This window comes from Cupriavidus basilensis (assembly GCF_000876015.1).
Taxonomy (GTDB): Bacteria; Pseudomonadota; Gammaproteobacteria; order Burkholderiales; family Burkholderiaceae; genus Cupriavidus; species Cupriavidus basilensis_B.
Genome location: NZ_BBQM01000013.1, coordinates 24612 through 36822, shown reverse-complemented (window position 1 = coordinate 36822; position 12211 = coordinate 24612). Strand labels below are relative to the sequence as shown.

The following is a 12211-nucleotide window of genomic DNA, read 5'->3' as shown; positions in this document are numbered from 1 at the left end:
GATGGGTATCCAAGGCAGTTGCCATGCTGGCTCTGAGCGCAACCGTTCTGAGCGGCATGGCCCAGGCAAGCGTGGTGATCACCGGAACGCGCGTGGTGTTTCCGGGCGACAGCCGCGAAGTGACCGTCCGGCTTCTGAACGACGGGAACACGCCCGCGCTGGTTCAGACCTGGATGGACACGGGCGACGAGAAGGCGGCGCCGGAGTCGATCAAGGTGCCGTTCATCCTGACGCCGTCGATGTTCCGGATCGATCCCGAGAAGGGACAGACGTTGCGCATGTTTTACACGGGCGAACCATTGCCCACGGACAAGGAATCGCTGTTCTGGCTGAACGTGCTGGAAGTCCCGCCCAAGGCGCGCGACGACGAGGCAGCCAACAAGATCCAGCTGGCGTTCCGCTCGCGGATCAAGGTGATGTACCGGCCGGCCGGGCTGGCCGGCAACGCGGAAGATGCCGCGCGGCAGTTGCGGTGGGAGATCGTGCGCCGCGACGACAGCGGCGAGCATGAGCTGAAGGTGTCGAATCCCAGCCCCTACGTGGTGAACCTGGGCAGCGTGACGCTCGAGGCGGCGGGGCAGAAATACGAGGTCGAACCGACCTACGTCCGCGCGAAAGACGCGGCCCGCATGCCGCTTCCCCGCCTCGCCACGGGTCCCGTGGGCGGCGCGAGCGTGACGTTCAGCAGCATCGACGACTGGGGCGTGATCCGCCCGGCCGCCGCGGCCAGCGTCACCAGGAGCGACGCGCTCCACTGACGCGCCCGCGCGCCGGCATCCCGGGCGCACCGCCCGCCCCCGTTTCATCCATTCGCCCTTGCAGGCCCCGACAGCGGCCGGCGGGGCGGGTGTTCGCCCATTGCCCGGCTACGTGGTCCCGCTTTGCCCGGTGCCCCGCGGCTTTATCGGCCTCCGGTCTCAAGAGACATCTCAGGAGTCATATGACATTGTTTTGCCACGGTGGCATCGACGGTGGTCGGGTGCCACGACTGAACCCGCTGTACCTGGCCGTCCTGTCCACGCTGCTGCTGTGGCAAGGGCAGGCCGAGGCCGCGACCGCGGGCCGCCAGGGCGCCGCGGCGAGCACGCAGCCCGCCGCCACCGACGTCCAGTTCGACAGCGGCTTCCTGGTGCATGCCGACCAGCAGCGCATCGACCTGAGCCGCTTCGAGAAAAGCAATGGCGTGCTGCCCGGGGACTACCGCGTTGACCTCTACGTCAACGGCGACAGCGTCACGCGCGCGCAGGTGCCGTTCCGCGCCGCCGCCGACGGCAAGGACGCGCAGCCCTGCTTCAGCAGGGCGCTGCTGGAGGAGCTCGGCGTCGACCTGCTGAAGCTGCCCGACGACGTGCGCGACCGGCTCAAGGCGGACGACGCGTGCGTCGGGCTGCCCGAGGCCATCGCCGACGCGAGCGCGGCATTCGTGTTCGACGAGCAGCGCCTGTCGCTCAGCATTCCGCAGGGCGTGCTGCGCCGCACGCCGCGCGGCTACGTCTCGCCGGAGCGCTGGGAAGCCGGCGTGACCACCGGCATGCTGAACTACAGCGCCGACCTGTACACCACGCGCAACAACGACGGCCCGTCGCTGACGCAGGGCTTCGCCGGCCTGACGGCGGGCTTCAACGTGGGCAACTGGCATTTCCGCCACCAGGGCTCGTATAGCTGGTCGAACAACAACGGCGGGCATTACCAGGACATCGCCACCTACGTGCAGCGCGACCTGCCCAGGCTCACCTCGCAACTGACCATCGGCGAAGCCTACACGTCGGGCGAGCTGTTCGACTCCACGCAGTTCCGCGGCGTCAAGCTGTCGACCGACGAACGGATGATGCCGGACTCGGCGCGCGGCTACGCGCCGGTCCTGCGCGGCATCGCTCGCAGCAACGCGCGCGTCACCGTCAGCCAGAACGGCGTCAAGATCTACGAGACCACCGTGGCGCCGGGCGCGTTCGAGATCGACGACCTGTACGCGACCGGCTACGGCGGCGACCTGAACGTCTCGGTCAAGGAAGCCGACGGCTCGGTCCACGAGTTCTCCGTGCCGTACGCGGCGGTGCCGCTGGCGCTGCGCCCGGGCACGCACCGCTACAGCTTCGTGGCCGGCGCGGTGCGCACCGCGCAGAGCAGCCGCAACCCGCTGTTCATGCAGGGCACGTGGCGGCAGGGCCTCACCAACCTGGTGACGGGCTACGGCGGCGTGACCGCGGCGCAGGGCTACCTGTCGTTCATGCTGGGCAGCGCGCTCAACACCTCGGTGGGCGCGTTCGGCGTGGACGTCACGCAGGCGACCACGGTGGCGCCCGGCACGCGGCGCTTTCACGGCACCAGCGCGCGCGTGAGCTATGCGAAGTCGATCACGCAGACCTCCACCGACATCGCCATCGCCGCGTACCGCTATTCGACGAGCGGCTATTTCGGCCTCAACGACGCCATGCTCATGCGCGACCAGGTGGAGCGCGGCGGCTCGCCCGACGACATCGCCCGGCAGCGCAGCCGCGCGTCGCTGTCGGTCAACCAGAACCTGGGCGCCCGCTTCGGGCAGTTCGGCATGACGCTGTCGGGGAGCAATTACTGGAACCGTCCCGGCTCGGACATCACCTATGCCGCCTCGTATTCGAACGTGTTCCGCCGGATCACCTACCGGCTGTCGGTGACGCGCGAGAACGGCAGCCTGGGCAACCGCAACACGACGTTCTACGCGAGCGTGAGCATTCCGCTGGGCAGGGAGCGCCCGGTCATCGCGTCCTCGGCGCTGTCGTTCGACACCAACGGGCGCGCGCAGGCGCAGGCCACGCTGTCGGGCAGCGCCGGGCGCGACGATGCGCTGTTCTACAGCGTGTCGGGCAACCACGCGTCGCAGGACGGCGGCGCCTCGACCAACGGCAGCGGCACGGTCGTGTATCGCGCGCCGTATGCCGAGCTCACGGCGAGCGCTGGCGTCGGCCAGGGCTACCAGCAGGCTTCGGTCGGCGCGCGCGGCGGGGTGGTCGTCCATCCCGGCGGCGTCACGCTGTCGCAGCCGCTGTCCGACACCTTCGCCGTGGTCGAGGCGCCGGGCTCGGCCGGCGCGCGCGTGCTCAATTCGCAAGGGGTGCGCATGGACAGCCGCGGTTATGCCGTGGTGCCGATGCTCACGCCGTACTCGATCAACGAGGTCGAGCTCGATCCCACGGGGCTGCCGCTCGACGTCGAGCTGAGCGTGACCGCGCAGCAGGTGGTGCCGCGCGCGGGCGCGGTGCCGCTGATCCGCTTCCCGACCGTGGTCGGCCGCGCGGCGCTGATCGCCGCGCGCCAGGCCGGTGGCGAGGCCCTGCCGTTCGGCGCCCAGGTGCTCAACGCGGCGGGCACGGAGGTCGGCGTGGTCGGCCAGGGCGGCCGCATCCTGGCGCGCGGCCTCGACGAGCACGGCACGCTGACCGTGCGCTGGGGCAACGAGGGCGGCGCGTCGTGCGCCATGCCGTACACGCTGGCGGCGGCGAAGGGGCAGCAGCCCGCGCGCAGCTACCAGCAGATCGAAACGACCTGCGGGCCTGCCGCCGACTGACGGCGGCCGAAGGCAACGGCAGGTGGCGGCGCCGCGCAGCCGGCGCGCCACACGCCGCGTCCCGCAATCCGGGTGTAGTTCAAACAGACAGGAACCCAAGCATGAACAGACTTCTTTCCATCGTCATGCGCGCGGCCCGGGCGGCCGCGCGGATCGCGCCCGCCCGCTGGGCGAGGAACGGCCTCGTGGCCGCCGGGCTGATGGCCGCGCTGTCGTCGCCGGCATTCGCCCAGTACGTGTTCGGCCAGTCCACCATCACGGTGCCGGCCAGCGTCGCCGGCGGCACCGTGGTCGCGCGCGACTACCTGACGCCGTCGCAGCTTTGCTACGGGACGACCTGCACGCTGACGTACATCGAGATGTACAAGTACGGCGGCGCCGAACGGGTGCCGGGACCGGACGTCCTGACCACCGTCACCGGGCTCTCGACGCGTCTGATCATCAACGGGCAGACGATGATGGCCGGGCCCAGCACGGTCTCCTTTTCGCGGCCCATCGAGATCCAGCTGGTGTCCAACGGGACCAAGGTGGTTGGCGGCCCGCTCAAGGCCAACGGCGCCACCCTCTCCCCCGCGTACTACATCCTGTATTTCTCGAACGGGAACACGAAATACCAGATCTTCCTGGCGGCGACGGTGCAGACCATCGACGGGACCTGCTCCACGCCGAGCCAGGCCGTCACCCTGCCCCCGATCGCGCTCGGCAAGCTCGGCGCCGTGGGCAGCAGCGCCGGCGGCGTGGATTTCAACGTCCGGCTGAACAACTGCCCGGCGGGCTTCAACCGCGTGGGCTACAGCTTCGTGCCGGTCGGCTCCGAGACCAGCGCCTACACCGGGGTATTGCCGCTCGGCGCGGACTCCACCGCCACCGGCGTGCGCATACGGATCACCGACGCCAACGGCACGCCCGCCACGTTCAATCAGTCGATCAAGCTCAATGCTTATAGCAAGACGACCGGCGGCTCGTACGCGGTTCCGTACAAGGCGACATACATCAAGACGGCGGACCCGGTGACGGTCGGCAGCGTGAAGGGCAGCGTGATGGTGCTGGTCGACTATCAGTAGATGGCGCGCGCGGATGGACAGCCAGCACGGAAGGAAAAGCGGAAGGAAAACCAAAAGGGAAAGCGAACGGGCGATGGCGTCATCCCTGTTCGCAGGACTGGGAGGATGCTCATGAAAGCGACGGTGGAAAGCAGGAACGAGGACCGGGTCCGCGCGCGCGCGGCCGGTGTGGCCGGTGTGCCCGGTGTGACCGGTGTGGCGGATATGATCCGGGCGCGCGGCTGCGGCAACGCGCGGCACGCGCCGGCATCCGGCCGGCGCATGGCGCCGGCCCGCACGGGAGAGGGCGGCGCCGCGCGCCGGATGCCCGGCGCCCACACGCAACTGGTCGTCCTGGCCGCGCCGGGCGACGTGCCGGCATGGCTCGGCGCCGCGCTGCGCTGGCTGTCCGGCGTCACGGTCGAGTTCGCGGGTTCGACGGATGCCTTGCTCGCACTGCTGGCATCCGGCATGCGCACCGTCGTCTTCGCGCAGCTCTGCCGGGACAACGGCGAAGGCCTGTTCCTGCCCTCGCGCCTTGCCGCCGCGCGCGACGAAGGCCGGCTGGCGGCGGTGCCGCCGGTGGTCTACGCGACCGAGCTGTCGCGGCAGGCGCTGGCGTCGCACGCGCGGCTCGCCGGGGAGGCGGGCGTTCCGGTCCATATTCTGTGCGAGCGCTCGCCGCACGCGGTTGCCGGCGCGCTCAGGCAGGTCATCGCATCGTTGCCCGACGTCCCGCATGGCGCCGCGCCGCCGCGCGGCGCCGCGGCGGACCGGCAGCAAGGCTGCGAGGCCGCGTTCGTCGACGCGCTGGCGCGGGACGAGGGCTTCAGGATCGTGGTCCAGCCGCAGTTCTCGCTGCGCGACGGCCGCATCGTCGGCGCCGAGGCGCTGTCGCGCTGGAGCCATCCCGAGTTCGGCGCCGTGTCGCCGGCCACGTTCATCCCGTGGACGCAGGACGCGGCCCGCGCGCAGCGCTTCTTCTTCCTGCAACTGGGCCGCGTCGTCGCGGTGCTCGAGCGCGCGGCCCGGCTGGGCCGGGCCGTGCCCGTCGCGGTCAACGTTCCCTGTTCGCTGTTGTCGTCGGCCGGTTTCGTGCCGGCCTTCGAGCGCGCGCTGGCGCAGGCCTCGCTGCCCGCCTCGCTCATCAAGCTGGAGCTGACCGAAAGCGAGCCGGTGCTCGACGAGCTGGCCTTGTCGTCCTCCATCCACTGGCTGCGCGCCAGGGGATTCGGCGTGTCGATGGACGATTTCGGCACCGGCGCGGCGTCGCTGAAGATGCTGTGCGACATGCCGTTCGACGAGATGAAGATCGATGGCGCGCTGGTGCGCCGCATGGCGGACAGCCCGGCCCTCGGCGGCGCGCTGGCCGCCACGGTCCATCTGGGGCTGGCGCGGGGCATGACGGTGGTGGCCGAGGGCATCGAGTCCGTGCAGGCGGTCGCCGCGCTGCGCGCGGCGGGCTGCTCGGCGGGACAGGGTTATGCGCTGTGCCGGCCGCTGGAAGCGGCGGACTACCTGCAGCGCCTCGCGGCGGGCGGCGGATTGCCTGGGCTGGGCGCGAGCGTTCCGGCAAGCCGGCACCCTGCCGTCGAGAGCGGGGAAGGCCTGTAGGCTTTTCCCCGCAGCAAGGCCGATTGCCTGGCTGCCCGTAAACGCAAACGTCCCCGCAATGGCGGGGACGCGCTTTTTGGGGGCGGGACAACCGCGTCCGCCCCCGTCAGGCATCAGAGGTTCAGGGGTTCAGGGAATCTCCCTCGCGTGCGCGCCGGACAGGTCGTCCGCCGGAAAGAGCAGCGAGGCGCCTTCATTGCCTCCGTTCAGCACGAACGTGATGAGCTCCACGTCGTTCGACGCGCCCACCTTGCGCATGGCGCTTCGTTTCTGCGAGCTGATGGTCTGCTTGCTGCGTTTCAGGTGTTCCGCAATATCGGTCACGGTATTGCCCGACGCGAACAGCCGCACCACTTCGGCCTCGCGCGGCGACAGTTCGGTGGCGAGGTCGGCCGAGCCTTTGTTCAGGGTGGTCGCGATGGCCCTGATGGTCGGCGACGTGTACGTCCCGCCCGCGAAGCTGGCGTGGACCGCGGTGATGATATGGCCGGTCGAGTCCGCCATGCTGATGAACGACAGGCCGCTGTGCGCGGCCAATGTCCGTATCACGGCGGGATTCCTGATCGTCGTCAGCACGACAAGCCCGATATTCGGAAAATTCCTCTGCAAATAACCGAGCAGCGCCATGCCGTCGCCATATTCGCCATCGGACATCGTGTAATCGCAGATCACGACGTCGCAGGCGACATGCTGCAGCAGTTCGACGAGTTCGGTGGTGTTCAGGCAAGTGCCGACGAGCTCTATGTGGCCCGCGCTCTCGAGAACCTGTTGCAGTCCGATCAGAACCGCGGGGTGGCTGTCGGCGATCACAACGCGGATTGAGAATTTATTCATGCCATTTAATCCGTTGAGTAATGGGCGCGCGCGACAAGGGCATGGGTATCCCGTTTCCCGGTGAGGGAACGGGTACGGCGGCGACTGGGCGGCAATGCGAAGCTCGGCCCGTCGGGGGTACGGTGCCCTTGTCGTCGCAACCAGTCCTGGCGGATGCCTTCCGTTTGCGCCTCGCGTGGTTCACACAAGGGACTGGTGCAATGGGGAAGCCGCCGAAGTCAGTTTAATAATAGGAATGGATGGCGCCAATCATACGATTGATCGACTTTACTTATTTTGATTAGTACTCGTACGAAATTCATTCCAGACCGAAAAAATCAATGTTTTTTGGCACTGAAATTAAGATTTTGGCTAAAAGCGGAGATAAAAACAGGATAAAAAAGAAAAGGCATGGCGCGGGCATCTCCCATCCCCATTGCGAAGCGATGGCGTGATGGCGCGGTGGCTTCCGGCGACAATGCGGCGACAAGCCGGCGCGCCGCCGGCAGGCAGAGAAGCGCCTATTTGCCGTCTTTACCGGGCGAAGCGACGAGCCCGCCTTCGATCGCGTAGCGGATCAGCTCGACGTCGTTCGCGATGCCGAGCTTGCGCATGGCCATCACTTTCTGCGTGCTGACGGTCTGCTTGCTGCGGTTGAGCCGCTTCGCGATATCCGTCATCGACAGCCCCGAGGCGAACAGCCGCGCCACCTCCAGCTCGCGCGGCGAAAGCGGCTGGCCGGTGCCCGCGCCCTCGCTGCCGGCCACGACCTTCTCGATGGTCGGCGACAGGTACGAGCCGCCGGCGTAGCTGCTGTGAATCGCGGTGATGATGTGGCCGGTCGCGTCCGACTTGCTCAGGATGGTGGTGATGCCCGCCGCCAGGAGCGCGCGGATGACCGCCGGGCTGTCCATGACCGTCAGCGCGACGATGCCGACCTTCGGATAATGGCGCCGCAGGTATTCGAACAGCGCCAGCCCGTCGCTGCGCTCGCCGCCCGGCATCGCATAATCGGAAACCACCACGTCGCACGGCTGCTTCTCGAGCGCGGCGATCAGCTCGGTGGCGTTGCGGCAGGTCGCGACGATTTCGGTCGTGCCGATCGGCTCCAGCGTATGGACGAGACCGCGCAATACGGTAGGATGGTCGTCGGCGATCACGACCTTGATCGAAAACTGGTTGTCAGCGCTCACGATTTCTCCGCCATGCCATGCGTTGTCCCTGTGCCGCGGGCCGTTGCCGCGTGCCTGGATCCCGATGCGCGAACGCATCAAAGAGCAACGGTAATCTACCATGCCTGCATCGTCGTCTCCCAGCTTGCTCGCCCGCGTCCGCGGCCATCAGCGCATCGTCCTGTTCATCGGCTCGGCGGCGCTGACGCTCCTGATCCTGCTGGCGTTCGCGCTGGGTCTCGCCGGTCTCGTGCGCGAGGACCTCAACGACGAGCGGCAGGCGTTCCAGCGCGACCTGGGGCGCGTGATGGACGTCGTCAGGGCGAGCGAGACGCGGGTGCGCATCGCCGCCGTCGGGATCGAGACCGCCTGGGAGGGCACCGGCGCCGCCGATGCCGCCGACGTGAGCGCGTTCGAGGCGCAGGACGGCCGCATCGTGTTCCCCGTCACGCCGGACTCGCGCGGCGCGCTGGTCCTGCGGCTGGCGCGCGGGCAGGGCGCCGGCGGCGAGGCGGCCGGCCATTTTCTCGCGGTGGCGCGGAGCACCGCGGGCGCGGGCAGCAGCCTGGTCAAGACCATGAACGACGCGGTCGGGCTGCCGTGGGGGCTGAGCGGCTATTTCGTGACGCCGGCGGCCGCGCTGGTGGGCATCAGCCCGCTGCCCGACCTGGCCGGCGCGCCGCTGCCGCGCATCGCGGCCGATCCGGCCAGCCTGTCCGCCTACTACGGCGCGGGCCTCGAGCAACTCGCCTCGTGGTCCGCGGCGCCGCGCGGCGCCAGCCGGCCGCTGCGCTGGCTGCGCCCGCGGGCCGATCCGCTCACCGGGCGGCCGCGCCTGCGCGTGCTCGCGCCCATGACGGCGCACGGGCGGCCGATCGGCATCGTCGCCGGCGAGTTCAGCCCGGAGCGGCTGCTCGAGCGGCTGGAGCCGGGCTCGTTTTCCGGGGCCTACCGCGTGGCCGACGAGCGCGCCGAGGCGGTGACGGGCAGCGCGTCCGACCCGGCGGCGCTGCCGCCGGCCGGCGCCGGGGCGGCGCAGTGCCGCGGGCCTGCCGCGCCCGGCGCCGCCGGGACCTATCGCGACGGCATGCTGCTGCTGTGCGCGCCGCTCGGCGACACCGGCTGGACGCTGGCCTACGCGGTGCCGGGCCGGGTCATCGCCGCGCGCGTGGCGCGGGACGGCGCCGCGCCGGCCATCGCCACCGGCCTGGCCATCGCGCTGCTGTGGACCTTCGTGCTGCTTTTCAACCGCAAGATCCTCGTGCCGCTGTTCGCGCGCTCCGAGCGCGTGTTCGACAGCGAGCACCTGAGCCGCACGCTGATCGAGACCGTGCCGGTCGGCCTCGCGCTCGTCAACGCGAACGACAACACCGTGCTGCTGGAAAGCGCGCACATGCAGGCGCTGGAGCGGCGCATCGGCACGGCGGCCGACGGGCAGCTCGGCGACGTGCTCCGGCGGCACGCGCCGGCCGCGTTCGGCGCGCCGGGCGGCCGCGCGGCGGCGGCGTTCGACGTGGAGCTGAACCTGCCCACCGGGGACGGCGGCACCATCGACGTGGCCGCGAAGCTGGCGCCGTCGCACTACCAGGGGCAGCCGGTGGTGGTGGCGACGCTGGCGGACGTCACCACCGAGCGCCAGCTCGCGCGCCAGCTGTCCGCGGCGAAGCAGGCGGCGGACAGCGCCAACGCGGCGAAGAGCGCTTTCCTCGCGGCGATGAGCCATGAGATCCGCACTCCGCTCAACGCGATCCTGGGGCATCTCGAATTGCTCGAGCGGCTGCCGCAGGCGGCGCCCGTGGCGCCGCGCGTGCGCACCATCGCGTCGTCGTCGCGGGCATTGCTGGACATCCTCAACGACATCCTCGACTTCTCCAAGATCGAGGCCGGCGAGATGCGCTTCGAGCCGATCCGCTTCGACGTTGCGGCGCTGATCCGCGAAACGGTGGCGATGTTCATGCCGCTGGCGCAGCGCAAGGGACTCGCGCTGGAGGCGCATTTCGACGCGGCGCTGCCGCGCTGGCACACGGGAGACCCGGGCCGGGTCCGCCAGATCGTGGCGAACCTGCTGGGCAACGCCATCAAGTTCACCGAGCGGGGGCGCGTGTCGGTCGACGTCGATGCGGCAGCCGATGGCACGGATGGCGCGGACAGCGCGGCGGCGCCGCTGCGGATCCGCGTGGCCGATACCGGCATCGGCATCGCGGCCGCGCAGCAGGCGCGCATCTTCGATGCGTTCGACCAGGTCGACGTGTCGGTCACGCGCCGCTTCGGCGGAACGGGGCTGGGGCTCGCGCTGTGCCGGCGCATCGCCGGGGCAATGGGCGGCACCATCGCGGTGGCGAGCGAGCCGGGCCGCGGCAGCACCTTCACGGTGACGCTGCCGCTGCGGCCGGCCGCGGGCGGCGCGCCCGCGCATGACGACGCCTCGCCCGCGGCCGGCGACGGGCACGACGCGCGCGGCATCCACGTGCTCGTGGCCGAAGACCACGAAGTCAACCGCGAGCTGATCCGCGACCAGCTCGACGCGCTGGGCTATACCGGCGACATCGTCGAGAACGGCCTGGTCGCGCTGCGCCATTTCAACGAGCGCCACTACGATCTGGTGCTGACCGACCTGTCGATGCCGGTCATGGATGGCTACACGCTCGCCACGTGCCTGCGCAACCAGGGCGCGCGCACGCCGATCGTGGCGATCACCGCGGACGTCACGGCCGCCGATTCGCAGCGCCTGCGCGACGCGGGCATCTCCGGCGTGCTGCTCAAGCCGATGTCGCTGGCCTCCATCGACGCCGCGGCGCGGCGCTACCTGAGCCTGGCGGCCGACCCGCGCGCCGAGGCCGCCATCGAGGCGGACGCCGCGGGCGCCGATGCCGCGTTGTCCGAGATGCTGCTCGGCACGCTGGAGCAGCGCACCGCGCAGTCGCTCCAGGCCGCCGCGAGCGCGATCACGCGAGACGACCGGGCAACCGTGTCGGCGGAGGCCCATTCCATCAAGGGAGCGTTCGCGATGCTGCATGCCACGGACGTGGTCGAGGCCTGCTCGCGGCTGGAAGCGCTGCTGGCGGACCGGCCCGACGCCGCTTCCGGCGTCATTTCCGGCGTCACTTCCGAAGTCACCTCCGGCGCCACCCCCGGCGAGCTCGCGCAGGCGCTCGCCGAGGTGCGCGGCCGGGCATCGTCGGCGCTCGCGCGCATGACGCGCGATGCCGGGTTCGGGCGGGTCGATGCCGGCGGCTAGCGGTAGGTGATGACCGCGGTCATCCGGGAATGGCGCGCGGCGGCGAGCGCCGGCAGGCCGATCGACTGCGTGCGGTGCGTGAACCCGACGTGGCGCGCCGGGAGGTGGCCGGGCGTGCCGGTGAAGGCAACCTTGCCGGCGACCGGGCGCGGGCAGGCCGTGTGGAACCGCATCCGCTCGCTGTCCGCGGGACGCACGCTGAATGAACACGGCGGCTCGACCAGCGCGCCGCTGAAGCGGATGGTCCCGCCCGTCTGCGCGCTGGCGGCGGCGCAGGAGAGGAGCAGCGCTGCGAACAGCGACGAGGCAAGGAGGGTGTGAGAGACGATCGAATGGCGTGCCATGGAAACCTCCGCGAGATGAGGTGCGTCGCGGCAATCGACATGTCCGTCGGAAGACTGGCGATTAGCCGCTGCACATGGAAATCGAGATCATGCCTGGTAATTGAATGGCCGGTTGAATGACCAATTGATTGGCCGATTGAGTGGTTGATAGAATGGTTTAATGAATGAAAAATCGATGCGCCGGGATTTAAAGATTAATCATTGCCCGGTTGAATAAATTCTGTGCGCATCATGAAATGACCGCAAGCAGGGCAATCCCTAGGCATTCCGTGTCATAAAAAAATTGAACCAATTCGCGGTGAAAGGCGCGGCGGGCTTATGGCGATGGATCGTGGTCATGCATATCGTTCTTTTTCGCATTGGCCGACGTTGTCCTATCGCACATATCCGATTCACTGCGCCCCAATCCGGTGCGTTATGTCCGCAGTGTGTCAAACCGGCGC

The 12211-nt window shown here is 69.5% G+C and carries 8 protein-coding genes; 5 read left to right on the top strand and 3 right to left on the bottom strand.

The genetic code is table 11. The features are described from left to right. The first annotated feature begins 23 nt into the window (after window positions 1-23). The 4 genes from KF708C_RS11565 (at window position 24) to KF708C_RS11550 (ending at window position 6201) form a co-directional block, all read left to right on the top strand. Window positions 24-758: a fimbria/pilus periplasmic chaperone gene (locus tag KF708C_RS11565; protein ID WP_020202222.1), complete on the top strand. Its 735-nt coding sequence runs from the start codon at window positions 24-26 to the stop codon at window positions 756-758. Window positions 759-940: 182 nt separating this feature from the next. Then, window positions 941-3544, top strand: a complete 2604-nt coding sequence (locus tag KF708C_RS11560) for a fimbria/pilus outer membrane usher protein (RefSeq protein ID WP_059411911.1) — start codon at window positions 941-943, stop codon at window positions 3542-3544. Between the two features lie 101 nt (window positions 3545-3645). Next, a complete protein-coding gene (locus KF708C_RS11555; RefSeq protein WP_155888021.1) occupies window positions 3646-4608 on the top strand; it encodes a fimbrial protein in 963 nt (320 codons plus the stop codon). 303 nt (window positions 4609-4911) lie between these two features. Then, window positions 4912-6201: an EAL domain-containing protein gene (locus tag KF708C_RS11550; RefSeq protein WP_156173796.1), complete on the top strand. Its 1290-nt coding sequence runs from the start codon at window positions 4912-4914 to the stop codon at window positions 6199-6201. A gap of 129 nt (window positions 6202-6330) precedes the next feature. On the opposite strand, the gene KF708C_RS11545 is transcribed toward KF708C_RS11550, so the two are convergent. Then, a complete protein-coding gene (locus KF708C_RS11545; protein ID WP_043366050.1) occupies window positions 6331-7035 on the bottom strand; it encodes a LuxR C-terminal-related transcriptional regulator in 705 nt (234 codons plus the stop codon). A gap of 500 nt (window positions 7036-7535) precedes the next feature. Then, window positions 7536-8207 (bottom strand): response regulator transcription factor, encoded by a 672-nt coding sequence (locus KF708C_RS11540; RefSeq protein ID WP_059412033.1) that lies wholly within the window; start codon window positions 8205-8207, stop codon window positions 7536-7538. A 100-nt stretch (window positions 8208-8307) separates the two neighbouring features. Between KF708C_RS11540 and KF708C_RS11535 the strand changes: the two genes are divergently transcribed. Then, the gene (locus tag KF708C_RS11535) at window positions 8308-11424 is read left to right on the top strand and encodes a sensor histidine kinase (protein WP_231586453.1); all 3117 of its coding nucleotides are present in this window, start codon (window positions 8308-8310) and stop codon (window positions 11422-11424) included. On the opposite strand, the gene KF708C_RS11530 is transcribed toward KF708C_RS11535, so the two are convergent. Beyond that, a complete protein-coding gene (locus KF708C_RS11530) occupies window positions 11421-11768 on the bottom strand; it encodes a hypothetical protein (protein WP_059411908.1) in 348 nt (115 codons plus the stop codon). The genes KF708C_RS11535 and KF708C_RS11530 overlap by 4 nt on opposite strands. Window positions 11769-12211: the final 443 nt, after the last annotated feature.